The sequence below is a fragment of the Luteimonas sp. TWI662 genome, from assembly GCF_039673825.1.
Lineage (GTDB): Bacteria > Pseudomonadota > Gammaproteobacteria > Xanthomonadales > Xanthomonadaceae > Luteimonas.
On sequence record NZ_JBDJMI010000002.1, the window covers coordinates 157,792 to 181,518 of the forward strand.

The following is a 23,727-nucleotide window of genomic DNA, read 5'->3' on the forward strand; positions in this document are numbered from 1 at the left end:
CTGGATTGGGCCGCAGTGTAGAGTCACGCGGCGGTGGCGCGCGTGCACCGCCCGGAACGGATGGTCACACTCGTGGAACGAAACCCGCACGACGGCGCCGATTGCCGACATATCTGGGCAGTCAGCGACGGCCGCGCCGGCAACGCCCGACAGGCCGAAGCCCTGGCGGCGGCGGTGGCATCGGCTGCCGGCGTGACGCAGTTGCATCTCACGCCCCGGGCGCCCTGGCGCTGGGCCGCCCCCCGACGCCTGCCCGGCGCCGACACCGCGTTCGGCGACCGATATCGAGCGCAGCTGCATACGCCCCCTGCGCTCGCGATCGGCTGCGGCCGACAGGCGGCACTCGCCACCCGCCTCGCCGGCGCCCATGGCGCCCGCACGGTGCAGATCCTGGACCCGCGCATCGATCCGCACCACTGGGATCTCGTCGTCGTACCCGCGCACGACGCCCTGCGCGGCGACAACGTGCTGGTCGCGCGCGGCAGCCTGCATCCGGTCGATGATGACTGGCTGGCCGCCGCCCGCGCCGCGCATCCGGCACTGGGAATGCTGCCAGGGCCGCGGATCGCAGTGCTGCTGGGCGGCGATTCCAAGCACGGGCGCTTCGATGTCACCGCATTCGAGACCCTCGCCGCGCAGCTCGACGCGCTGATCGCCCGCGACGGCGGCAGCCTGCTGCTCGCAGGCTCGCGGCGGACCCCCGCGCCTGTTCGCGCCGCGCTGCGCGCCCGCTACGCCCAACACGCCGCCCTGGTCTGGGCAGATGACGCTGACGGCGCGAACCCCTACCCCGGCCTGCTCGGCTGGGCGGACCGCATCGTCTGCTCGGCCGACTCAGTCAACATGCTCTCCGAGGCCGCCGCGACCCGCGCCCCGGTGTTCGTGTTCGCACCCGAGCGCATCGATGGCGGCCCGCGCCGCTTCGTCGACAGCCTGATCGCCGACGGCCGCCTCCATGTGCTGGGCGACGCCCTGCCCGACACCCCCGTCGTTCCCCTGCGCGAAACCGCCCGGATCGCCACCGAAATCCGCTCCCGCCTCCTCTGACCCCGGTTTCTTGGGATGTGAACGCGGGCTCGACAGGGATTCGGCGAGGATTGGGGCGCACGTCCCTGCATCGCACGCCGTCGTCTGCGACCGGTCTTCGGTCGGGCGGGCTAACACGTCGTTTCCCTGCATCCCGAGGAATCTCCATGCGAGCTCTGGCCGTTCCGCTGCAGGATGCGCCGTCGGCCGAACGACTGCGAGACAGCGTCGACGCGCGCCTGTCCGACCTGTTGCCCCGTCCCGCGGATCACCGCGATCTGGTCTGCATGGCCATGCGCGAGGCCGCACTCACGTCGGGCAAGCGGACGCGACCGCTGATGGTCGTCATCGCAGGTCGGGAACTGGGCGGCGACCCGTCGGCATTGCTCGACCTGGGCTGCGCAGTGGAGATGGTGCACGCCGCATCGCTGGTGCTCGACGACATGCCGTGCATGGACAACGCCACGCTGCGACGCGGTCGGCCAACGATCCATCGTCGCTTCGGTGAGGACGTCGCCGCGCTGGCCTCGGTCGGCCTGCTCAGCCAGGCGTTTGCGACGGTCGCAGCCTTGCCGGGCGCGACCCCGGCCGCCCGCGCGCGCATGGTCGGCGTGCTCGCCACCGCGATCGGGCCGCAGGGTCTGGTCCGCGGCCAGTGCCTGGATCTGCGCGACAGCGGCGTCCGCGCCGCCGACGACATCGCCGACACCAACCACCTCAAGACCGGTGCGCTGTTCGCGGCGGCGCTGGAGATGACCGCGCTGCTCAGCGATGTCGACGAGGCCACGCGGCGTGCGCTCGTCCGGGTCGCGCTCGACCTGGGCCAGGCCTTCCAGCTGCAAGACGATCTGCGCGACCGGCACGACAGTGCGTCCACCGGCAAGGACAGCCACCAGGACGCCGGCAAATCGACGCTGTTGACGTTGCTCGGCGCCGACGAAGTCGAGCGCCGGCTGCGCGCACATCTGCGGCGCGCCCGCGACACGCTGGCCGAGATCTACGGCGAGGACGGCGCCCTGGCAGCGTACTGCAGCCGCCTGTTCGGGGCGCCGCGATGAAGCTGGCATCTGGCGCCGATGATGCCGCGCAGTTGGTGGCGCGCAAGAACGACCATCTGGACATCGTGCTCGACGACGCTCGCGCCTGCACGCGCGTCGCAACCGGTCTGGCCGACTATGCGTTCGAACACTGCGCGCTGCCCGAGCTCGACCTCGATGCCATCGACCTGGGGACGACGCTGTTCGGGCGCCCGTTGCGCGCACCGCTGTTGATCAGTTCGATGACCGGCGGCGCGCTGCGCGCGACCGCGATCAACCGCCACCTCGCCGAGGCCGCGCAGTCGCTGGGCATCGCGTTGGCCGTCGGCTCGCAGCGGGTGGCGCTGGAAACCCCGGCCGACCACGGCCTGACCCGGGACCTGCGGCGCCGCGCGCCCGATGTGCCGATCCTCGCCAATCTTGGCGCCGCGCAGTTACGCGACGGCGGCCCGGACCTCGCGCGGCGTGCGATCGAGATGATCGACGCCGATGCGTTGATCGTGCATCTCAATCCGTTGCAGGAAGCGGTGCAGCTGGGCGGGGACCGCGACTGGCGCGGCATCCTCGCCGCGATCGAGCATCTGGCCGCGCGCACGTCGGTCCCGCTGGTGGCCAAGGAGGTTGGGGCGGGCCTGTCGCCCGACGTCGCCCGTCGCCTGTGGGCGGCCGGCGTGTCAGTGATCGACGTCGCCGGCGCCGGCGGCACGAGTTGGGCCGCGGTCGAGGCCGAACGCGCACGTGATCCTGCGGACCGGGCCGTGGCGATGGCCTTCGCCGGCTGGGGCATCCCGACCGCGCAGGCGATCGCTGCCGTCCGCCGGGCGCTGCCCGAGGCCACGCTGATCGCCTCGGGTGGGATCCGCGACGGCGTCGACGCCGCCAAGGCGATCGCCCTGGGCGCCGATCTCGTCGGCCAGGCCGCGTCGTTGCTGGCCAGCGCGGTGGCCTCGACCGAGGCGGTCATCGCCCATTTCGAGATCGTGGTGCGCCAGTTACGGATCGCCTGCTTCTGCACCGGCAGCCGCGATCTCGACGCCCTGGGCCGGGCTCCCCTGCGCGACCGGCACGGCGATCGCGTCCCGCCGCCCGCATGACCCACTTCGCATTCGTCGCCCCGCCCTTCCCCAGTCACATGCGCGCGCTGCAGACGGTCGCGCAGGCGCTGATCGACCGCGGCCACCAGGCCACCTTCTTCCACCTGCCCGAGGCCGCGGCCTGGCTCAGCGACTCGCGCATCGGGTTTCGCGGGGTCGGGGCGGCCGACCAGCCTGCCGGCACGCTGGCCGCGATGCTGCGGCGTGCCGCGCGGCCCGGGGGCCCCTTGGGCCTGCGCCGCGTCATCCAGGACATCGCCGAGGCCACCGACCTGCTGTGCCGCACGCTGCCCGATGCCTTCGCGCGCGCGGGGGTCGACGCGGTGGTCTGCGACCAGATGGAGGCGGCCGGCGGCCTGGTGGCCGAGGCACTCGGCCTGCCCTATGTCTCGGTCGCCTGCGCGCTGCCGGTCAACCGCGAGCCCGGCGTGCCGTTGCCGGTGATGCCGTGGGCTTACGCCGATGACGCCCGGACACGGCAGCTGTGCGAGGCGAGCAGCCGCATCTATGACCGCCTGATGGCGCCGCACGGGCGGGTGATCGCGCGCCACGCGGCGGCATTCGGCCTGTCGCCCCGCCAAGCGCTGCACGACTGCCTGTCGCCGTACGCGCAGCTCAGCCAGACCGTCGTCGGGCTGGAATTCCCGCGCCATGCGCTGCCCGCGCACTTCCATCATGTCGGCCCGTTGCGCGACGCCACGCCCGATCCGCCGCTGCCGTTGGATCTGGCCGTGGACCGGCCGGTGGTGTTCGCGTCGCTGGGCACCCTGCAGGGCCAGCGGCTGGGGATCTTCCGTCGCATCGTGCGTGCCTGCCGCCGGCTGGATGCGCATCTGGTGCTGGCCCACTGCGGCGGTCTGTCGCCGCCCCAGGCGCGCAGCCTGCAGGTCCCCGGTGCGGTTGAGGTCGTCGACTTCGTGCCGCAGCGCGCGATGCTCGCGCGCGCCAATGCGGTGATCTCGCACGCCGGGCTCAATACCGTCCTCGATGCCTGCATCGCCGGCACACCGATCCTCGCGTTGCCGATCGCCTTCGACCAGCCGGGCGTCGCGGCGCGCGTGGTCCACGCCGGCGCCGGCCTGAAAGCCTCCGCGCACCTGGGCGGCGCCAGCACGCTGCGGCGCCTGCTCACCCGGCTGCTCACCGAACCGGACTTCCGGCAGCGTGCGCAAGCCCTGGGCGCATCGGCACAGGCCGCGGGCGGCAGCGCACGCGCCGCCCGGATCGCGGAAGCGGTGGCGGCCACCGCCCGCCCCGTGTTGGCCGAGGCGGCCTGATGGACGCGCACTACGACCTGATCCTGGTCGGCGGCGGGCTGGCCAACGCACTGATTGCGCTGCGCCTGCGCGATACCCGCCCGAACCTGCGCGTGCTGATGCTCGAGCGCGGTCCCCAGCCCGGCGGCAACCACACCTGGTCGTTCCACGACAGCGACCTGAGCGACGCGCAGCGGCGCTGGCTCGCGCCGCTGGTGCATCGCCACTGGCCGGCGTACACGGTGCGGTTTCCCGAGCGCCAGCGGCGCCTGGACGGGGGCTATGCCAGCGTGCTGTCGGACACCCTCGCAGCGCGCCTGCGCGACGCGCTCGGCGATGCGCTGCGCTGCGGCACATCGGTCGTCGATCTGACGCCGACCCAGGTCGTGCTCGGCGATGGTCGCACGCACACCGCCGGAGCCGTCATCGACGGCCGCGGCGCGCGCTCCAGCCGATTCATGGCGCTCGGCCACCAAGCGTTTCTCGGCCGCGTGCTGCGCACCGCGCAACCGCATGGGCTTGAACTGCCGGTGATCATGGACGCCGACGTGGCCCAGGGGCAGGGCTACCGGTTCGTCTACCTGCTGCCGTTCTCCGCCGACACCGTATTGGTGGAGGACACCCACTACGTCGACGACGCCCGGCCCGACGTCGATGCGCTCGGCGCGAACATCGACCGCTACGCGCGCGACCGCGGCTGGCAGGTCGCGACCTGCCTGCGCGAGGAACGCGGCGTACTGCCGATCGTGCTCGACGGCGACTTCGATGCGTTCTGGGACGAGGGCGGCCGCCAGCCGCGCGCCGGCCTTGCTGCCGGGTTGTTTCACCCGACCACCGGCTACTCGCTGCCGCACGCCGTCCGGCTCGCCGACCGCATCGCCGCAAGCCCCCTGCTCGATGCTGCCTCCCTGTACGCGCTCACCCGCAATGAGGCGCACACGCACTGGCAACGCCAGGCATTTTTTCGCGCGCTCAACCGCATGCTGTTCCGTGCCGGACGCCCGCAAGACCGCTGGCGCGTGATGCAGCGCTTCTATGGTCTGCCGGCCGGCCTGATCGCGCGGTTCTATGCCGACCGACTGCAATTCCTGGACAAGCTGCGCATCGTCGCCGGCAAGCCACCGGTCCCGGTCGCAGCCGCCTGGCGCGCGGTGCGCGACACCCCCATCGCCTCGAGGAAGACACCATGACGGCACCCAGACGCGCCGTGGTCATCGGCGCGGGTTTCGGCGGGCTCGCGCTCGCCATCCGGCTGCAGGCCGGCGGCTGGCAGACCACGTTGCTCGAAAAGCGCGACAAACCCGGCGGCCGCGCCTACGTCTACGAAGACCAGGGCTTCGTCTTCGATGCCGGTCCGACCGTCATCACCGACCCCTCGGCGCTGGAGGAACTGTTCGCACTGACCGGCCGGCGCATGGCCGACTACGTCGAGCTGCTGCCGGTCGAGCCGTTCTACCGATTGTGCTGGGAGGACGGCTCGCATTTCGATTACGCCAACGACCAGGAGGCGCTCGACCGTCAGATCCACGCGCGCAATCCGGCCGATGTCGCCGGCTACCGGCGCTTCCTCGCGTATTCCAGGCAGGTGTTCGAAGCCGGTTACATCGAACTGGGCGCAGTGCCGTTCCTGTCGTTCCGCGACATGCTCGCCGCCGGCCCGCGTCTGGCCCGGCTGCAGGCGTGGAAGAGCGTGTATGGCATGGTGGCGCGCTTCATCCAGGACGAGCACCTGCGCCAAGCGTTCTCGTTCCATTCGCTGCTGGTCGGCGGCAATCCGTTCAAGACCTCGTCCATCTACACCCTGATCCACGCGCTGGAACGGCAGTGGGGTGTGTGGTTCCCGCGTGGCGGCACCGGCGCGCTGGTGCGTGGGCTGGTGCGCCTGTTCGAGGACATGGGCGGGCGCATCGAACTCAATGCCGACGTCGCCCGGATCGAGGTCGAACAATCGCGCGCGACCGGCGTGCAGCTCGCCGACGGCCGGCATTTCGCGCTCGACGCGCTGGCCTCCAATGCCGATGTCGTGCACACCTACGACCGCCTGCTGGGCCACCACCCGCGCGGCGCACGGCAGGCGGCGGCACTCAAGCGCAAACGCTTCAGCATGTCGCTGTTCGTGCTGTACTTCGGCCTGGATCGCCGCCACGAGCAGGTGCGGCATCACACCGTCTGCTTCGGCCAGCGCTACCGTGGGCTGATCGACGAGATCTTCGACGGCAAGACCCTGGCCGACGACTTCTCGCTCTATCTGCACGCGCCCTGCGCGACCGATCCGTCGCTCGCGCCGCCCGGCTGCGGCAGCCACTACGTGCTCGCACCGGTGCCGCACCTGGGCAACGCCGATATCGACTGGGACACCGAAGGCCCCCGCTACCGGGACCGCATCTTCGACTACCTCGAGCGCTTTTACATGCCCGGCCTGCGCCAGCAACTGGTCACCAGCCGCTTCATCACCCCGTTCGATTTCCGCGACACGCTCAATGCGCATCACGGCTCGGCGTTCTCGCTCGAGCCGGTGCTGACCCAAAGCGCATGGTTCCGTCCGCATAACCGCGACGCCGACATTCCCAATCTCTATCTCGTCGGCGCCGGGACCCATCCCGGCGCCGGCGTCCCCGGCGTGGTCGGCTCGGCCAAGGCCACAGCGCGGTTGATGCTCGACAGCGCCGCATCATGAGCACCGCGCTGCTCGCGCATGCGCATCGCGCGATCGCGGTCGGCTCCAAGAGCTTCGCCACCGCGTCGCGGCTGTTCGATGCCCGGACCCGCCGCAGTGCCGTGCTGCTGTACGCCTGGTGCCGCCACTGCGACGACGTCGTCGATGGCCAGCAGCTGGGCACGGGCGGTGCGGCGGATCGGGAGAGCGGTGGCGCCGAGCGCCTGCAAGTGCTTTATGACCAGACCCACCGCGCCTACGCGGGCGAGACGATGACAGCGCCCGCCTTCGCCGCGCTGCAGGCCGTCGCACGGGCACACCGCATCCCGATCGCACTGCCGCTGGCGCATCTGGGCGGCTTCGCGATGGACGTCGAGGGGCACCGCTACGACACATTCGACGACACGCTGCGCTACTGCTACCACGTCGCCGGCGTGGTCGGCCTGATGATGGCGCGCATCATGGGCGCGCACGACGAGGCCACCCTCGACCGCGCCTGCGACCTCGGCCTGGCGTTCCAGCTGACCAACATCGCCCGCGACATCGTCGACGACGCGCGGGTCGGCCGCTGCTACCTGCCCCAGGCCTGGCTGGCCGCGCACCAAGTGCCGAGGACCGAACTGGCCGATCCTCGCCACCGGCACGCATTGGCCGAGATGGCCGCAGCGCTCGTGCGCGCCGCCGAGCCCTACTACGCCTCGGCCCGGCACGGTCTGTCGGCGCTGCCGCTGCGCTCGGCGTGGGCGGTCGCCGCGGCCCACGGGGTCTATCGCGAGATCGGCCTGCGGGTCGAACGCGAAGGCGCGCGGGCCTGGGATCGGCGGGTCAGCACCTCGCGTGCGACCAAGCTGCGGCTGCTCCTGCGCGCCGCCGGCACCGCGCTGCATTCGCGGCGGCAGGTCTCGCCCGCGCGCCCGGCAACGCTGTGGCAGCGGCCGTCGGCCTCAGACGCGGGGCGGTGACCTGCGCGCCTCGTGCCGCCGCAGCGGGCCGCCGTGGAGGCGCCGCAGATCGGTCTTGAGCCGGTCCACCGAGGGCGCCCACAGGAAGCCGAACGACACGCAGCCGTCCTTGCCGTCCACCGCGTGGTGCATGCGATGGGCCTGGTACAGGCGCTTGAGATAACCGCGCCGCGGCACGTAGCGGAACGGCCAGCGCTGGTGCACCAGGCCGTCGTGGGCGATGAAGTAGAGCGCGCCGTAGGCGGTCATGCCCGCGCCGATCCATTGCAGCGGCGACCGGCCGTTCGTCCCCAGGTAGATCAGCGCGATCGCGATGCCGGCAAACACCACCGCGAACAGGTCGTTCTTCTCGAAGCGCCCGCGACGCGGCACATGGTGCGAACGATGCCAGCCCCACCCCCAGCCGTGCATGATGTACTTGTGCGCGGCCCAGGCCACCCACTCCATCGCAGCCAGGGTGCAGAGGAAGACCGCAGTGTTGGTGAGCAGGGACATGGCCGGCGTCGCAGGCGGATGCGACAGCGTACCCAGATCTCGTGGAAGGCCGCGTCAGTGCCGCGTGGCCCGAAGGCCCGGGCGCCCGTGACCCGGCCCCGATCCTGGCGCTCGGGCTGGCGTCTGGAGGACAGGCTGGCTTTCCCGCGCTTGCGCTGGTTGCGTCACGACCGCCTGCTCGTCGTAGCCACCCTGGCCCTGCACGTGCTGTGGCTCGCGCTGCTGGACCGCAGCCTGGTGTGTCCCTGCGGCGTGGTCTCGCTGTGGCAGTTCAGCGACGATCCTGCGCAGAACTCCCAGCAGGTCGCCGACGCCTACTCGCTGCTCCACGTCGTCTTCGGAATGGGGCTCTACCTCGTCTTCACCTGGCTGCGCCCGCGCTGGCCGCGCATCGACCGCGCCATGCTGGCACTGATCAGCAGCACCGCCTGGGAGATCGTCGAGAACACGCCGGGCGTCATCGCCCTACTGAACAATGCGACCAACGCCGCGCCGGATTACCATGGCGACAGCATCCTCAACTCGCTGGCCGACACCGGCTTTGCGATGCTCGGCTTCGCGATCGCCGCCCGTCTGCCTTTGCGGTGGATCCTCGCACTGGCACTGGCGCTCGAACTGGTCGTGAGCCTGCGCATCCACGATGGGTTCCTGCTTGCCGGTGGGCGTCTGGTGTTCGGGCTCTTCGGGCAAGGCGGGTAAGCGTCGCCGCGCGCGGTGGGCTCGCTCAGATCCGGCCGCCGGGCGTGCGCGGCAGCAGCGCCGTCGCCAGCCCCAGCAGCGGCAGGAACGCGGTGACGTGGTACACCCAGACGATGCCGCGCGCGTCGGCCAGTTGGCCGAGCGCGGCCGCGCCGATCCCGCCGATCCCGAACATCAGGCCGAACATCACGCCCGACACCATGCCCACGCGGCCCGGGACCGCCTCCTGCGCGTAGACCACCAGCGCGGCGAACGCCGACGACATCACCAGGCCGATCACCACCGCCAACACGGCCGTCGCCACCAACCCGACATACGGCAGCGCCAGCGCGAACGGCGCCACGCCCAGGAACGAGATCCAGATCACCGCCTTGCGCCCGATGCGGTCGCCGACCGGACCGCCGGCAAACGTGCCCAGTGCGATCGCGCCGAGGAACAGGAACAGGCAGACCTGGCTCTGCTGCACACCCAGGCCGAACCGCTCGATGAGGTAGAACGTGAAGTAGTTGGTGAACGAGGCGATGTAGACGAACTTCGCAAACATCAGCACCGCCACCACCGCGATCGCCTGGACGACCTTGCCGCGCGGCAATCCGCTGCCGCGGCGGCCCGCCAGACTCGCCAGCCGCGCCTGGCCATGCTGCACCGACCAGCGCGTGAGCCGCAGCAGCACAAACACCGCCAGCGCGGCGACCAGCATCAGCCAGGCGACCGCCGACTGCCCGTGCGGGATCACGACCGCGGCCGCCAGCAGCGGCCCGATGGCCTGACCGGTGTTGCCGCCGACCTGGAATGTCGACTGCGCGGTGCCGAAGCGCCCACCCGATCCCATCCGCGCCACGCGCGAGGCCTCGGGATGGAACGTCGCCGAGCCAACGCCGACGATCGCCGCCGCCAGCAACAGCATCGGATAGCTGTGCGCCGCCGCGAGGGTCGCGATGCCGACGAACGTCACCGCCATGCCGGCCGGCAGCAGATACGGCATGGGGTGACGGTCGGTGTACAGACCGATCCACGGCTGCAGCAGTGAGGCGGTGATCTGGTAGACCAGCGCGATGCCGCCGATCTGCGCGAAGCTCAGATCGAAGTCGGCCTTGAGCATCGGAAAGATCGCCGGCAACGTGGCCTGGATCAGGTCGTTGAGCAGGTGCGCGAACGCGGCAGCGCCGACGACGCCGAGCGCGAACCCCTGCGGTGGGGACGCGGGACCGGGCACGGCGGCGGGATCGGACAGCGGCGGGGTCTGCGACATTCGTGTGATCGATCGAGCCGGCGCCGCATCGCTGGGACTGACGGTGGACGCGAACGCGCCGGCTGCGACAGGCCACGCCGGCGGCGCCGGATTCGTCTGCATGGGGGGAGGCGCGAAGCCTAGGCCATCGCGGCAGGCGTGTCATGCGACGGGCGTGGTGCCGGCCGCCCGGCCACAGCGAACATCCGGACGCGCGTGGTTGTTGCGCCCGGTCGCCCGAAGACGCGGGATTCGACGTGATCGCGCCCTCGGCCGCCGAGCCGGGACCCCCGGGTCGCCCCCAGCTTGCGAGCGGGTCCGGGCTGGCTATGCTCGAACGCGACACCCGCGGTCTGCAGGAGGCTGCCGTGACACACGCACTCCAGTTCGATGCCGTATCCGGCGGCCCGTTGCCGCCGTACTGTCCCGCGCCGCCGCCGGCAGGCATGGACGCGCGCCAGTCCGCGGATTGGTGGCACGGCCTGGCGCCTCAGGAGCAGCAGGCCTACCAGACCTACCAGTCCGCCAGCTTGGGTGCGCTGGATGGTCTACCGGCGGAGGTCCGCCATGCGGCAAACCTCGACGTGCTGCGGGCGGATGCGGTCAACGGCACCGACCGGCAGAACGCCCAGGCCTTGCTGGACCGGATCGAGGGCAGTTGGCACGACCCGGATGCGGCGGACATCTATCTGCTCGGCTACACGCCGCCAGGGGCCGGCAATTCGCCGGACGCCCAGGTCGTCGCCAGCCTCGGCAATCCCGACACCGCGGACAACGTGGGCATCTATGTGCCCGGCACGGGCAGCGATCTTTCCAACATCGGCGGCTCGCTCGACCGTGTCGACGACTTGCGCGCGGAAGCGGACATGGTTCCGGGCGCAGGCGAGAACGCCACCATCGTCTGGCTCGGCTACGACGCGCCGGACACTGTCTGGAGCGCGCGCCGCGACGATTTTGCCGCGGACGGCGCGCAGGACTTGAGGTCCTTCACCGAAGGGCTGCGCACGTCCAGCCAGAGCCCGGGCGCGCGCGTGACCATCATCGGCCACTCCTACGGCTCGACCGTGATCGGCGACGCCGATGCGCTGGGAACCGGCGGCCTGGCGGTCGACGATGTCGTCGTCATGGGCAGCCCCGGACTCGGCGTGGGGAGCGTCGAGGACTTGCACGTCGACGACGCGCACTTCTGGTCGGGCATGGCCAACAACGACGAGATCAGGTTCACCCCCCGCTGGATCCATGGGCCCAATCCCGTGAACGCGGGCTACGGTGGCCAGCGGATCGACACCGGCGACGCCTCGGGGCATTCGCAGTACTGGAATCCAGGCGGCGAATCGCTACGCAACCAGGCGTACATCATGACCGGAAACCCCGGCATGGTCTCCACGGTGGCGCCCCGTTGACGCCTCGCGCCCGATCTTGCGCCGGCACGTTGCAAAGGCCAGCAACGACCCAGGCGTGACCCCACTGCGCGCGCACCTGCATGCTGGCGCCATCGCCAGCGTACTGCTCGCCGTGTCCGCCGGCACGGCTTGTCAGGCCGCATTCGACGGAGTACAGATGGACACCATGGAGACCAAGGACAGCCTGCAGGCGGCACGCGAGTTCGTGCCTCGGGTCGAAGCATTCCTGGAGACCCTGCCGATCGGCCGGGAGAAGTTCTCGGTACGGGTCAACCGCTGCGAAGGCACGGAAGGCGAACAGCGCAACGACCTCTACTACATCTGGGTGGGGCTGCAGGGCGTGGCCCATGCGCAAGATGCCGGTCGCATCCTCGACGACGTGCACGCTCGCTGGAACGCGGCCGGCTGGCCTGTCACGCGATACCGGCAGTTGCCCAACGGCGGCGTCAACGTCGCGGCCACCGACAGCGAGACCGGCGATGCCTATTCGCTGGATTCGGGCTTCGACAAGGGGCCGCAGTCGTACATCGTCGGTTTCTTCAATACACCCTGCTACCGCAGCGCTTCGGGCGACGTGCAGTTCGGCGAGATCCGCCAGCGCCTGGACACCGCGACGGCGCCGTAGCGGTCCGCGCGCCGGCCGCGACGCCGCCGCAGGCTGCAGGGTGGGACCGCAGGGCGCTATCATTGCGGACATGCCCCAGGCCATGCCCTTGCTACTGCGCGCCGCCCAGATCGAAGACATCGACGGCATCTTCGCGGTGCGCACGTCGGTGCGCGAGAACGCGCTGACGCTCGAGGAACTGGCCGAGCTGGGCATCACCCATGCCTCGGTCGCCCAGATGCTCGCGCAGGCGCCGTGCGCGTGGGTGGCATGCGAAGCGTCGACGATCGTGGCGTTCGCGATGATCGACGAGCAGGCGGGGTCGCTTTTCGCCGCCTTCGTGCTGCCGAGCCACGAAGGCCGCGGCATCGGCCGGGCGCTCGTCGCGCGCGCCGAGCAGGCGCTGTTCGCCCGCCATCCCGTCGCCTGGCTCGAGACGGCGCGCGAATCGCGCGCGGCAGGGTTCTACCGGCGCCTGGGATGGGGCGACGAGCGCGACGTGGGCGGCGGCGACATCCGGCTGCAGAAGCGGCGCGCCTGACGCAGCCCTCGGGACCGGGCGGCGATCCCGATCGCCCCCTCGCGACATGCGAAGCCATCGACCTGCCGGCCAGGCCGGTGTCGGCGTACTCGCCCGATGTCGGCGTGGGCTTGCCGGTATAGCCGGCCTGCAGCACGTCGCCGTCCCGGCCTTCGGTGCCCGGATCCTGTCCCAGGCCGCCAGCGGACGCCGCCAGATCGACCGCGCTGGACGCACCATCACGGCGATGGGCCGTCCGCACCCGCCCCCGGCCCATGCGCTGCCGGGTCGTGGGACGGTCGACGGTCGATACGCGTCCACTCGATCATCAGCAGCGCCATGCCGGCGTTGAGCACAAGTTCGCCCGGCCAGATCGCCGCGTAGCCGCTGGCTGTCAGCATCGCTTCGACCAGCCCGACCACGTCGACGATGGCACCGGCGGCGACCAGCGCGCAGCAGAGCTTGATCCCGCGTCCGTACACGGTCGCGGTCATCATCCACAGCGCCGCGGCCGCCAGCAGCGACGTGACGACCAGGTACGCAGGATTCATGGCGCGTCCTCCCGATCCCTGCCCACGACCCGCTCGACCAGGCGTTCGGCCATGCGATCGCCCCGGCGGTGCAGCAGCCGCTGCAGGATGGCGGTCGCCTGCAGGCCGAAACAGCCGACCAGAAACGCAATACCCGCCTGCAGATGCGCCCCGGCACCGGCGAAGAAGCGCTCGTTGAGCGCAGGTCCGACGAATACCGCCACCAGTGCCCCGCAAGTCACCCGCACCATCGCGCGATGCCGCGACGGCGTGTCGTCCAGGATCAGCGGCAGCAGCGCACCGCTGACGCCAGCGAGCACGATCCAGAGCTGGACCAGCATGCTGTTCATAGCCCCGCCCTCACTTCGGCACCAGGACGACGGCACCGCCGTTGCCGTCGCGCACGACGGGCAAGCCGCCAGACGTAGGCGCGAGCATGATCGTCCCGCCCACCAGCCGGTCGCACCGCCCGCCATTCGAATTGGCAGTGAACACGTGCCACTGCTGTCCGGGCTTGAGCGCTGCCAGCTCCAGGATGACCTGGCAGCCCCCCGCCCCATACTGGTACCACTTGCCGGACCGCTGGCCCAGCACAGCGGCGTCGAGCGCCAACTCGACCGCGCCCCCACGTGCCTCCCTGAGCATGAGCGTCTGCGCACCGGCCGCGGTCGTCGCATCGCCCGCCGGGTACAAGGTCAGCGACGCCGCGGACACGCCGCCCAGGCGCATCTCGCCGCCGTCCCGGGTCACGGTCAGCCTGCGGCCCAGCAGGCGATCGCAGGCCGCACCGCCGGCCACGGACAGGCCCACCACGTAGACGTCCGCATCGCGCTTGAGCGGCACGGTGCATGCGAGTGGCGCCCCCAAACGGAGATCGCCGCCACCGGCATCCAGTCTCAACCGAATCGCGTGCGGCATCGCCCCGTTCCAGTCGCTGCCCAGCCAGACACTGGGCTCGACTGCCTGGCCCGCGAATGCGGGCAGCATCGCGGCGAGCACCGCCGCCCATCGGATCCCCGACTTGCTCATCGTCCTGTCTCCCTGTTCGTCGGCCGCGGAATGCAGCCGATCACCCCCACGCCCACCACGTCGCCGTGGCCGCGGTCGCGGCCAGTGCCGCCGCGATCGCCGCGATCCAGGCGGTCGCGCGCCCGCGGCGCGCCATCGGCGGCAACCGCCGGGCGATGGACTGCGCCGCCTCGGGCGTCAACTCGAACTCGATGACGCGCTTCATGCCCCGGTCTCGTCGACCGGGCGACCCATCGGTAGCGGGTCGCCATCGAAGTAGATCCGCACGTCGTCGCACCCCTCGCCGTGCAACTCGATCCGGACCTGGTGGATCGCCGCCCGCTTGCGCCTGCGGCCCAGCAACCGCAGCGCGCGCACGGCGCCATCGGGATCGCGCCGCACAGTGCAGGCGAAATGCAGTTCGGCATGACCGAGACGATGCCGGCGCCAGGGTCGCAGGCGTTCGAGCGCAGCGCCGCCATGCGCGAGCCGCAGCAGCGCGTCGTGCCGACAACGCTGGAAGACTGCCTCCATGCGCACGCGCCCATCGAGCACGGCGCCACGGAAGGCCTCGACCAGCATGTCGAGCGGATAGCGCTGCGTCTTCACTCAGGTGCCCTCCATCCAGGCAGGCCTGCGCGGAAAACCCACGTGATAGCAGAGCCACTGCAGCACCACTTGGTGTTCACCGACCTGGAGGATGGTGAAGCTCTTCTCGAGCCCGATGATGCTGCCGCGCGGCGCATCGGTCAGGCAGCGGTTGAGCAGCGCACGCGCCGTCTCGACTTCCTCGTCGGTGCGCAGGCGCGTGGGGTTGTCGGTCCCCACGACGATGCGCTTGACGAACTTCACCTCGCTCAGGTCGAACATTGCGTGCTCTCGATTCGTGTTCGGTCGCCAAACACCGGAGCGCATCGCCGTCGGCGTCGCGCCTTCCATGCAGATCACTGCGAAAGCGCGCCCGCGCACGCGGCGCGGGCGCGATGCGATCAGGTCACCGGCACCGGCGCGCTGATCCTCCTCGGTGCACAGGCCGTCTGCAGGATGTCGAGCACACGCGCCAGTCCCTCGGGCAGGCCGTTGTCCTCGGCATGCACGTTGACGTGGTACTTGGCCGAGTTGTCCGACGACCGGGTGTTCTCCTTGTGGGTAGCGACCGAGCCCTGGATGCGGACCTTGGCGCTGAACACCCCCCAGCCGACCTGCATCGTTGCGTCCAGGGTCGCCGAGGCGTCGGTGCTCTCCTTGCTGGAGAACGAGGACTTCACCTCCATGTCGAAGGTGACGTCCACCGTGTTGATCGACAGGTTGGGCACCTTGACGATCGCCAGCAGCGGCACCTCCAGTTCCACTTCCTCTTCGTGGATGCCGGGGTTGGCCGGGTCGATGCTGTCCACCGGCCGCTTGAAGCGGAACGTGGCGGTGCGCGTGTCGCCGACGCCATGGGGGTCGTTCGCCGGATCGGCGGGCGGCAGAAAGCCGATGACCTTGATGAAGTCGGCGGTGGCCTGTGCGAGCCGTACCTGCGCGTCGCAGGCCGCGTTCAGCGGTCCGCCGATGAGATCGCCCATCGGCAACCCTTGGAACTGATCGGAAATGTTGACGAGTTCGTTTGCCATGTCAGTGCTCCTTGAAGTCCGCTAGACCGGAAGGTCGCCGTCCTCGGGCGGCCAGCTCTGGCCGACCGTGCGAAAGACGCCTTGGGTCTGCGCGAGATGGTTGATGAGTCTGGCGGCGCCGTCCGTCGGCTCGGAGCCCTCCACGCGCAGCACCACGTGGACGGATCCTTGTCCACCAGCGACCGCCGCGCCGGTGTCGACGTTGATACAGGGCCGGGGCCCGCTGCCGCGGCGCGTCCAGGCGCGCTCGGGCGGATCGTCGCGGGCAGGCGTCTGCTCTTCGCGCGCGGTCAATCCGCCCAGGTCGGCGTCGAAGGTGATCTCGACGTCCTTGATGCGCAGCACGTTGGTGGAGACCAGCGGCAGCAGCGGTGCCCGGTAGAGGTCCTCGTCGCCGGGCTGCGCGTCGGGATGCATCGACGGCAGCCGGATCACCACGCTCTTGGGCCGGTTGTCCTCGTCGAAGAACTCGCCCAGGTGCGCGGTCTGGTGCTGCTCGATCCGGTCCTGCGCCTCGATCACCGCGCCTGCGAGCGCTTCGATCAGGCTGTTGAGCGTCGTCTGTGTCGTCATGTTCGGAGTCCTCGTCGGCGGGCGCCGGGTGTGCGTTCAACCGGCCGCCGGATCGGCGGGAAAGGACTCGACCCGCGCCAGCCAGCCGCGCAGGAAGCGCTGCAGCGAGGGCCGTCGCGCGACCAGCGTGCGGTAGTAGTCGATGCGCCCCTTGCGATAGGCGAGATACACCGCGACCGGGTCCGCCGCCTGGAGCGCGGCAAGCGTGCCGCGGCCGAACGCCCCGTCCACCTGCAGCCGCGGCTGCGCCCCCAGATCGTTGAGCACGCGTTGCAGCAGCTTGATCGCGTTGGCGCCGGCGTTGACGTGGAAGTCGAACACGATCTCGGCCAGCGGCTGCAGCGCGATCGCGTCGCCATGCACCGTGTCCCAGTACAGTCGGCGATAGAGCACTGCAGCCTGCGCATCGGTCAGCGCACGCAACGCGTCCAGACTGGGCGCCACGCCCAGCAGGGCCTGCGCATGCCGGCGAAAGGTCGCGAAGGTGATCCCCTTGTTGGTCGCGCCGCCCGGGTCGGCCGGGTCGTTGACGTAACCGCCCTCCAAGCGCAGCAGATGGGGGAAGAAGCGTTCAAAGTCGGCCATGACATCCTCGTTGCGCAGCTGCGCTGTGCGGTGGATGCAGCCTCGCCGACGCCCTGCCCGGGGCCCATCGGCAGGATGCCGAGACCGCGACGCGCGCATGCCGACCTTGCATCACCTGCGCGCGCGAGCGTTCGGCGTTCGCGCCCGCGGCATCGGACCTGGCGCCGCCAAGGATCGGCATCGCACCGATGGTCAACGGTGCGACCGGCGACAACAGTGCCGTGCACGCGCCGTTGCGCGCGTCCGAACCCGGCACCCGCATGGCGACACACCTTCTGCCGCTTCCCTGCCCGCCAGCGCGCACGCGCACAACGCGCGTGCCGTCAGCGGGCGCCGTGCGCACCATCGGCGCCGGCCTCCTCCAGGCGACTGATCCCTTCGCGCAGCGCATAGCGGGTCAGGCCCGCGATGCCCACGACGCCGAGCTTGGCGAACACATGCTCGCGATGCGTTGCCACGGTCTTTTCGCTGATGTGCAGCCGCGCGGCGATCTGCCGCGTCGACCAGCCTTCGGCATAGAGTTGGGTGACCTCGCGCTCGCGTCCGGTCAACGGCGACGGCCCCAACGCGGCATCGCGGTTGCGGTAGGCATCGATGAATACCGCCTCCAATCCCGGACTGAGCACCATGCGGCCACCAGCCACGCCGCGCAGTGCGGCGAGCAGGACCTCGACCGGATCGCGCTTGAGCACATAGCCGCGCACACCGGCATCGAAGGCCTCCTTGACCGCGCTATGGCTGCCCGCGTGCGCCAGGCACAGCACGCGCGCCTGCGGCGTTCTCGCCAGCAGGCGGCGGGTCGCCTCGATGCCATTCATGCCCGACATCGCAGGCTCGACCACCGCGATGTCGAACGCCAGGCGCCGCGCGAGCCGCAGCATCTCCAGGCCGTCGCCGGCCACCCCTGCGATCTCGAGCTGTGGGTCGCCGGCGAGCAATGCGCGCACACCGTCGCGCACCATCGTCTGGCCGTCGGCCAGCAGGATGCGCAGCGTCATCGTGCACCTCCGCGCATCCCCTGGCCCGATCCCAACGCCTCGCGCTGTTGCGCGGTCACCTCGTTCCCATGCCGTCGCCGGATCATCGCTCCCTCCCTAGCGTCGATGACGCGGCGAGCGCCGCCTCCGGACCGAGCATCGCCAGTGCGCCGACCTAAGTCCTTCCGGAAAGCTTCCGGGCGGGCGGCTCGACGCGACAGCCATCGATGCGCGACTCGCGCCGATCGCAGGCGCGCGCGTTCCAACACGGACACGCGAAGACACCGGCATCTGTGCCGGCGCCACAGGAGGGCGAATGGCGAACAAGACCCCGGCGATCTTGGGCCGATTCCGGATGGGCGACTGGATCGTCGTTCCCGCAGAGGGCCGCCTGCTGCGCGCAGGCCATCACCGCCGCCTGGAACCCAGAACGATGACATTGCTGTGCGCGCTGGCTGCGAGCAACGGCGCGGTCCGCAGCGCCGACGCGTTACTCGATGCCTGTTGGCCCGGACAGGACCTGGGCGACAACGCGGTGCACAAGCACGTGGCGCTGCTGCGCGCCGCACTGGGCGACAGCGCCCAGGCCCCGCGCTACATCGACACATTGCACCGGCGCGGCTACCGACTGCTGGTCCCAGTGGCGCCGGTCATCGCACACGCCGGGATCGCCAGCGCGGATGCGGATGCCGCCGCACTGGTCGCGGGCACCCGTGCACTGGACGATATCCTCGACCCTGCGCCGCGGACACCGGACGCCGCCGTCGATGCCTTCGTCTTCGCGCGCCTGGCCCACGACAACCGTCGATTGCGCACGCTGTGCGCGGCATTGCTACGCCGGTGCCGCGCATCCGCGCAGCACTGGCCCCCGGCCAGCTGAGTCCACGGCGGCGCAGCGAACGACGTGCGGCTTCCTGTGCGCGCCTACGCGACCTCGAGCACCACCTTGCCGAAATGCGCGCCGGCCTCGAGGTAGGCGTGCGCGGCCGCGGCGTCGCCCAGCGGGAAGGTGCGGTCGACGACGGCGCGCACGCGCCCTTCGGCGATCCACGGCCACACCACCCGCTCGACCGCCTCGGCCAGGCGCGCCTTCTCGTCTGCACTGCGAGGACGCAGCGTCGAGCCGGTGAGGACCGCCTGCTTCTGCATCAACCGCATGACCGGCACGTCCAGCACCGCGCCGCCCAGCGCGGCGATGTAGACAATGCGGCCGCCGCGGTTGAGCGCACGCAGCGTCGCTTCGAACGTCGGTGCGCCGACCATGTCCAGCGCCACGTCGATGCCGCCGTGCGCACGCGCGAGCTCGGCGAAATCCTCGGTCCGCGTATCGACCGACACGTCGGCGCCCAGGGCGCGCGCATGCGCGGCCTTGTCCGCACCCCGGCTGCACGCAAGCACATGCGCGCCGGCCGCGCGCGCCATCTGGATCGCCGCCACACCAATGCCCGAGGTCGCGCCGTGCACCAGCAGCCATTCGCCCGCCCGCAAGGCGCCATGCTCGAACACGTTGGCGTAGACCGTGAACACCGTCTCGGGCAGCGCGGCGGCGTGAATCCAATCCAGCCCATCGGGCATCGGCAACACGTGCCGGGCATCGGCCACTGCGTGTGTCGCATAGCCGCCGCCGCCCAGTAGCGCGCAGACCCGGTCGCCCGGCCGCCATCGCCCTGCGCCGTGCACGATCTCGCCCGCCACCTCCAGGCCGAGCGTCTCCGGCGCACCGGGCGGCGGCGGGTAACTGCCGATGCGCTGGACGAGGTCCGGTCGGTTGACGCCCGCCGCACGCACCCGGATCAGCACCTGCCCCTCGCCCGGTACCGGCATGGGCAGCTCGACCGGATGCAGCGCATCCGCGTCACCCTTGCCATCGCGGATGGCGATGGCGGTCATGGTCGATTCCAGCATGGCGGTCCTCGGGTCGGGCTGTCGCGAAGCCCTGGAGGATACCGGCCCCCGCCTGACGAGCAGGTGCAGCCTGCGGGCCCTGCGCATGGCGGTCCGGCGCAGCCGGCCAGCCCGTCGAGGGCGCTATACCCCGCGGCGCTCGCCGGTGTTCGGAGCGCCCGCGTCGTCCACCGCAATGAAGCGCAACCCCACACCCGGCTCGGTCGCGATGTAGCGCGGCGCCGCCGCATCGTCGCCAAGCCTGGCGCGTAGCTTGCCCACCAGGATGCGCACGTAATGCGCATCCTCGGTGTGGCTGGGCCCCCAGATCTCGCGCAGCAGTTGCGGCTGGGTCAGCACGCGGCCGGCATTGCGCAGCAACAGCGACAGCAAGGCGTATTCCTTGCGCGACAGCGGCAGCGGCACGCCGTCCAGGCGCACCTCGCGGCGCGCCAGGTCGATATGCAGATGCCCGTCGTCGAACACCGGCGCTTCGTCCGGGCCATGCGCCTGTTGGCGCAGCAGCATGCGGATCCGTGCCATCAGTTCGGCGGTGCCGAACGGTTTGGTCACATAGTCGTTCGCGCCCGCATCGAGCGCGGCGACCTTGCCACCCTCGTCGTTGCGCACCGACAGCATCACGACCGGTACCTGCGACCAGCCGCGGATCTCGCGCAGCACCGCGTGCCCCTCCATGTCGGGCAGCCCGATGTCGAGCACCACCAGGTCGGCGCCGCTTTCGGCCAGCCGCGTCAGCGCCTGTCCGCCGTCTTCGGCCAGCGTGACGCGGTACCCCTGCGCACGCAGGCTGATGTCCAGGAACCGCCGAATCTGCGGCTCGTCGTCGACGACCAGGATGCGCGCCGGCATCGGCGCAGAAGACTCAGGCTTCGCCGGCATGGTCGGGCTCCGTGTCTGGCGGGCGCTGCAAGGGCAGCTCGATGCGGATCAGCGTGCCGGTGCCGTCGGGCCCGCGCAACGCCGAGACCGTACCGCCGTGCGCGCCCACCATGCCCTGGCAGATCGTCAGCCCAAGACCGGTGCCCTTGCAGCCGCGATCGCCTCGCTCGACGCTGTAGAACATGTCGAAGATGCGCGCGCGCTCCTCGTCGGGAATGCCGGGGCCGCGGTCGGCGACATCGATGCGCAGCACGTCCTGCGCGTCCGGCGCCGCACTGGGCAGCAGGCGCACGACCGCCGCGATCGCCTCGCCAGGGGGCGAAAAGCCGGCCGCGTTCTCCAACACGTTGAACAATGCTTGTTCGAGCAGGGCCGGATGCACCCACAGCGGCGGCAAGCCGGGCGCGAGGTCGAGCACGACACGGACGTCGGGACGATAGCGGCGCAGCCGCGCGACCGCCGAACCGACCAGCTCGTCGGCACCGATCCAGTCGCGGTTGAGCGACAAGCCATCGTGGCCCAGCCGGGTCATGTCGAGCAGGTTCTGGATGTAACGGTCCAGGCGCTCGCCCTCGAGCACGATGGTCTCCAGCAGCGCGCGCCGATCCCCCACATCCATCGCATCGCCATAGCTGGCCAGACTGCCGGCCGAGCCGATCATCGAGGCCAGGGGCGAGCGCAGGTCGTGCGACACCGAGGACAGCAGCGCGGCGCGCAAGCGCTCGGTCTCGCCGTCGACCCGCGCCCGCTCGAGCTCGCCAACCAGGCGCACCCGCGAGACGGCCTGGGCGATATCGTCGAGCATCGCCTGGGCGAGCCGGCGCTGCTCCAGCCCGGGCCGCGGAGCCTGCGCATCGAAACGCAATGCGGCGACGCCGTGGACCGTGTCGCCGTCGCGGACCGGCAGCAGCCACCAACGCAATGCCGACAACGTGTCGGTGTCGCGGCCCGCCGGCTCGCCGTGGCGACGCACCCAGTCCACCGCCGCCTGATCGAGCCCCTTGGGCAGGCCCGGGGTGGTCGAACGCTCGTCCAGTTGCAGCCACGCCTCCGCACGCAATCCGCGCACCAGCGCGTCGCGTCCGGCGGCCAGGACCTGGCCAAGGTCGGCCGCGCCGGCAAGCTCGCGCCCCAGCGTCTGCAGGCCGGTCGCATGCGCATTGGCAGCCTGCAGCGCCAGCACCTGTTGCCGCAGGCGGGAGGCCAGCCGCCCGGCCACCAGCGCCGCGATCAGGAACAGCGCCACGGTGACCACGCTGCGATGGGCGGCGATGGCGAAGGTGAAGCGCGGCTCGATGAAGAAGAAGTTGTAGCTGGCAAAGCTCAGCACGGCGGTCACCACCGCGGTCGACATGCGCGTGCGTGCAGCCACCAGCACGACCGCGAGCATGAACACCATCGACAGGTCTTCCAGGCCCAGCCAGCGCTGGGCTCCCCATCCCACCGCCACCGCGCCGAAGGTGACGCCGCCCGCCCACGCGACGCCCCGGCCTCGCGCGGTGCGATCGCCGCGGCGGACCCGGCGCGCTCGTGCCCGGGCGTCCGGCGTGCCGACGATCACCAGCTCGTAGCGCGCCCCACGCTGCAGCAGGCGCTGGGTAAGCGTGCGGTTGAACGCCCGCGCCACGGGCCGCTCGCGCGTTCGACCGAGCACAATCGACGACGCGCCGACGCCCTCGGCCTGGTCGAGTAATGCATCGGCGACGTCGTCGCCGTGCACGACATCGGTCCCAGCGCCCAGGCTGCGGGCCAGCGCAAACGCGCGGTCGAGCTCGAGCTGGCGCGTGGCATCGGGCGGCGCCCCGGACTGGACGGTGATCACCGTCCACGGCGCGTCGCGCCGCTCGGCGATGCGCCGCCCCGCGCGCACCAGGTACTCCGAGCTCCCCAACCCGTCGATCGCGACCAGAACCCGCCTTCGCAGCGGGTGCGCTGGATGCCCGCTGGCCGCCTGCGATTCGCGCAGGTCCGCATCGACGCGATCGGCTGCGACCTGCATCGCCAGTTCGCGCAGCGCGGCGAGATTGGACGGGGTGAAGAAGCCCTGCAGCGCCTGGGTCGCCTGTTCGGGCAGGTAGACCTTGCCCGCTTCCAGCCGCTCGATCAGCTCGCGCGGCGGCAGGTCCACCAGGCGGATGTCGCGCAAGCGGTCGAACACGCTGTCGGGCACGGTTTCGGTCACGCGCACGCCGGTAATCGCGTACACGACGTCGTTGAGGCTCTCCAGGTGCTGGACATTGACTGTCGTATAGACATCGATGCCGGCATCGAGCAACTCGACCACATCCTGCCAGCGCCGCTCGTGCCGACTCCCCGGCGCGTTGCGGTGCGCGAGTTCGTCGACCAGCACCAGCGACGGCCGCCGCGCGAGCGCGGCATCGACATCGAAGGCGTCGAGCCAGCGATCCCGATACGCCACGCGCCGGCGCGGCAGCACGTCCAGGCCGTCGAGCAACGCCGCGGTCTCGGCCCGGCCGTGGGTCTCCACGAACCCCACCAGGACAGCATGCCCCTGGGCGCGCAGTTCGCGCGCCCGCGCCAGCATCGCCCAGGTCTTGCCGACGCCGGGCGCAGCCCCCAGGAACACCGTCAGTCGGCCGCCGCCCTGCTCGCGGGCGGCATCGGCCAGCAAGGCATCGGCGCGAGCGTCGCGGTCGGCGGACATCGG

General features: G+C 71.0%; 27 protein-coding genes. 12 read left to right on the top strand and 15 right to left on the bottom strand.

What is annotated here, in order from left to right; all coding sequences use genetic code 11:
* Positions 1-60: 60 nt before the first annotated feature.
* From ABE488_RS03170 to crtB, 7 genes are all read left to right on the top strand, one after another.
* The gene (locus ABE488_RS03170; protein WP_346447140.1) at positions 61-1,047 is read left to right on the top strand and encodes a mitochondrial fission ELM1 family protein; all 987 of its coding nucleotides are present in this window, start codon (positions 61-63) and stop codon (positions 1,045-1,047) included.
* A gap of 146 nt (positions 1,048-1,193) precedes the next feature.
* Positions 1,194-2,084 carry a polyprenyl synthetase family protein gene (locus tag ABE488_RS03175; RefSeq protein WP_346447141.1) on the top strand — a complete coding sequence of 297 codons (891 nt, stop codon included), beginning with the start codon at positions 1,194-1,196 and terminating at the stop codon, positions 2,082-2,084.
* Positions 2,081-3,157: a type 2 isopentenyl-diphosphate Delta-isomerase gene (fni, locus tag ABE488_RS03180; RefSeq protein WP_346444297.1), complete on the top strand. Its 1,077-nt coding sequence runs from the start codon at positions 2,081-2,083 to the stop codon at positions 3,155-3,157. Before ABE488_RS03175 ends, fni begins: the two co-directional genes overlap by 4 nt.
* Entirely contained in the window at positions 3,154-4,434 is a 1,281-nt protein-coding gene (locus ABE488_RS03185) for a glycosyltransferase (RefSeq protein ID WP_346447142.1), read from the top strand. Before fni ends, ABE488_RS03185 begins: the two co-directional genes overlap by 4 nt.
* A complete protein-coding gene (gene crtY / locus ABE488_RS03190; RefSeq protein WP_346447143.1) occupies positions 4,434-5,603 on the top strand; it encodes a lycopene beta-cyclase CrtY in 1,170 nt (389 codons plus the stop codon). Before ABE488_RS03185 ends, crtY begins: the two co-directional genes overlap by 1 nt.
* Complete coding sequence (locus ABE488_RS03195) at positions 5,600-7,090, top strand: phytoene desaturase (RefSeq protein ID WP_346447144.1); 1,491 nt, start codon at positions 5,600-5,602, stop codon at positions 7,088-7,090. The genes crtY and ABE488_RS03195 overlap by 4 nt, the downstream gene beginning before the upstream one ends.
* Positions 7,087-8,031 (top strand): 15-cis-phytoene synthase CrtB, encoded by a 945-nt coding sequence (crtB, locus tag ABE488_RS03200; RefSeq protein ID WP_346447145.1) that lies wholly within the window; start codon positions 7,087-7,089, stop codon positions 8,029-8,031. Before ABE488_RS03195 ends, crtB begins: the two co-directional genes overlap by 4 nt.
* Here the strand turns inward: crtB and ABE488_RS03205 are convergent.
* Positions 8,014-8,526 (bottom strand): sterol desaturase family protein, encoded by a 513-nt coding sequence (locus tag ABE488_RS03205; RefSeq protein ID WP_346447146.1) that lies wholly within the window; start codon positions 8,524-8,526, stop codon positions 8,014-8,016. The two genes, crtB and ABE488_RS03205, sit on opposite strands and share 18 nt — an antisense overlap.
* Before the next feature lie 87 nt (positions 8,527-8,613).
* Between ABE488_RS03205 and ABE488_RS03210 the strand changes: the two genes are divergently transcribed.
* Positions 8,614-9,225 carry a DUF2585 family protein gene (locus tag ABE488_RS03210; RefSeq protein ID WP_346447147.1) on the top strand — a complete coding sequence of 204 codons (612 nt, stop codon included), beginning with the start codon at positions 8,614-8,616 and terminating at the stop codon, positions 9,223-9,225.
* Positions 9,226-9,250: 25 nt separating this feature from the next.
* On the opposite strand, the gene ABE488_RS03215 is transcribed toward ABE488_RS03210, so the two are convergent.
* Positions 9,251-10,477 carry an MFS transporter gene (locus ABE488_RS03215; RefSeq protein WP_346444289.1) on the bottom strand — a complete coding sequence of 409 codons (1,227 nt, stop codon included), beginning with the start codon at positions 10,475-10,477 and terminating at the stop codon, positions 9,251-9,253.
* Positions 10,478-10,713: 236 nt separating this feature from the next.
* On the opposite strand from ABE488_RS03215, the gene ABE488_RS03220 reads away from it, so the two are divergent.
* Genes ABE488_RS03220 through ABE488_RS03230 form a run of 3 tightly spaced genes read left to right on the top strand, consistent with a single transcriptional unit; the run spans position 10,714 to position 13,004 of the window.
* Positions 10,714-11,859: an alpha/beta hydrolase gene (locus tag ABE488_RS03220; protein ID WP_346447148.1), complete on the top strand. Its 1,146-nt coding sequence runs from the start codon at positions 10,714-10,716 to the stop codon at positions 11,857-11,859.
* Positions 11,860-11,914: 55 nt separating this feature from the next.
* Positions 11,915-12,484, top strand: coding sequence for a hypothetical protein (locus ABE488_RS03225; protein ID WP_346447149.1), 570 nt, complete (start codon positions 11,915-11,917; stop codon positions 12,482-12,484).
* Positions 12,485-12,524: 40 nt separating this feature from the next.
* Complete coding sequence (locus ABE488_RS03230) at positions 12,525-13,004, top strand: GNAT family N-acetyltransferase (protein WP_346447150.1); 480 nt, start codon at positions 12,525-12,527, stop codon at positions 13,002-13,004.
* 218 nt (positions 13,005-13,222) lie between these two features.
* Here the strand turns inward: ABE488_RS03230 and ABE488_RS03235 are convergent, their stop codons facing one another.
* The 10 genes from ABE488_RS03235 to ABE488_RS03280 all read right to left on the bottom strand — a co-directional run bounded on the left by ABE488_RS03235 (position 13,223) and on the right by ABE488_RS03280 (position 18,296).
* Positions 13,223-13,534, bottom strand: a complete 312-nt coding sequence (locus tag ABE488_RS03235; protein WP_346447151.1) for a hypothetical protein — start codon at positions 13,532-13,534, stop codon at positions 13,223-13,225.
* Entirely contained in the window at positions 13,531-13,863 is a 333-nt protein-coding gene (locus ABE488_RS03240; protein WP_346444284.1) for a hypothetical protein, read from the bottom strand. The genes ABE488_RS03235 and ABE488_RS03240 overlap by 4 nt, the downstream gene beginning before the upstream one ends.
* A 10-nt stretch (positions 13,864-13,873) precedes the next feature.
* The gene (locus tag ABE488_RS03245; RefSeq protein ID WP_346447152.1) at positions 13,874-14,542 is read right to left on the bottom strand and encodes a hypothetical protein; all 669 of its coding nucleotides are present in this window, start codon (positions 14,540-14,542) and stop codon (positions 13,874-13,876) included.
* A gap of 40 nt (positions 14,543-14,582) precedes the next feature.
* Positions 14,583-14,747 (bottom strand): hypothetical protein, encoded by a 165-nt coding sequence (locus ABE488_RS03250; RefSeq protein ID WP_346447153.1) that lies wholly within the window; start codon positions 14,745-14,747, stop codon positions 14,583-14,585.
* The gene (locus tag ABE488_RS03255) at positions 14,744-15,130 is read right to left on the bottom strand and encodes a hypothetical protein (RefSeq protein ID WP_346447154.1); all 387 of its coding nucleotides are present in this window, start codon (positions 15,128-15,130) and stop codon (positions 14,744-14,746) included. Before ABE488_RS03255 ends, ABE488_RS03250 begins: the two co-directional genes overlap by 4 nt.
* Positions 15,131-15,391 (bottom strand): hypothetical protein, encoded by a 261-nt coding sequence (locus ABE488_RS03260; RefSeq protein WP_346447155.1) that lies wholly within the window; start codon positions 15,389-15,391, stop codon positions 15,131-15,133. It abuts the gene before it with no gap.
* A gap of 119 nt (positions 15,392-15,510) precedes the next feature.
* Positions 15,511-16,140 carry a DUF2589 domain-containing protein gene (locus ABE488_RS03265; RefSeq protein ID WP_346444278.1) on the bottom strand — a complete coding sequence of 210 codons (630 nt, stop codon included), beginning with the start codon at positions 16,138-16,140 and terminating at the stop codon, positions 15,511-15,513.
* Between the two features lie 21 nt (positions 16,141-16,161).
* Positions 16,162-16,713, bottom strand: a complete 552-nt coding sequence (locus ABE488_RS03270) for a DUF2589 domain-containing protein (protein ID WP_346447156.1) — start codon at positions 16,711-16,713, stop codon at positions 16,162-16,164.
* A gap of 36 nt (positions 16,714-16,749) precedes the next feature.
* Positions 16,750-17,298, bottom strand: a complete 549-nt coding sequence (locus tag ABE488_RS03275) for a glycosyl hydrolase 108 family protein (RefSeq protein WP_346447157.1) — start codon at positions 17,296-17,298, stop codon at positions 16,750-16,752.
* Positions 17,299-17,621: 323 nt separating this feature from the next.
* The gene (locus tag ABE488_RS03280; RefSeq protein ID WP_346444274.1) at positions 17,622-18,296 is read right to left on the bottom strand and encodes a response regulator transcription factor; all 675 of its coding nucleotides are present in this window, start codon (positions 18,294-18,296) and stop codon (positions 17,622-17,624) included.
* Positions 18,297-18,591: 295 nt separating this feature from the next.
* On the opposite strand from ABE488_RS03280, the gene ABE488_RS03285 reads away from it, so the two are divergent.
* Positions 18,592-19,155, top strand: coding sequence for a winged helix-turn-helix domain-containing protein (locus ABE488_RS03285; RefSeq protein WP_346447158.1), 564 nt, complete (start codon positions 18,592-18,594; stop codon positions 19,153-19,155).
* Between the two features lie 44 nt (positions 19,156-19,199).
* On the opposite strand, the gene ABE488_RS03290 is transcribed toward ABE488_RS03285, so the two are convergent.
* The 3 genes from ABE488_RS03290 to ABE488_RS03300 form a co-directional block, all read right to left on the bottom strand.
* Positions 19,200-20,180 (bottom strand): NAD(P)H-quinone oxidoreductase, encoded by a 981-nt coding sequence (locus ABE488_RS03290; protein ID WP_346447159.1) that lies wholly within the window; start codon positions 20,178-20,180, stop codon positions 19,200-19,202.
* A 123-nt stretch (positions 20,181-20,303) separates the two neighbouring features.
* Positions 20,304-21,059 (bottom strand): response regulator transcription factor, encoded by a 756-nt coding sequence (locus tag ABE488_RS03295; protein WP_346447160.1) that lies wholly within the window; start codon positions 21,057-21,059, stop codon positions 20,304-20,306.
* On the bottom strand, positions 21,043-23,724 hold the full coding sequence (locus tag ABE488_RS03300; protein WP_346447161.1) for a sensor histidine kinase KdpD: 2,682 nt from the start codon (positions 23,722-23,724) through the stop codon (positions 21,043-21,045). Before ABE488_RS03300 ends, ABE488_RS03295 begins: the two co-directional genes overlap by 17 nt.
* Between the last annotated feature and the right edge of the window lie 3 nt (positions 23,725-23,727).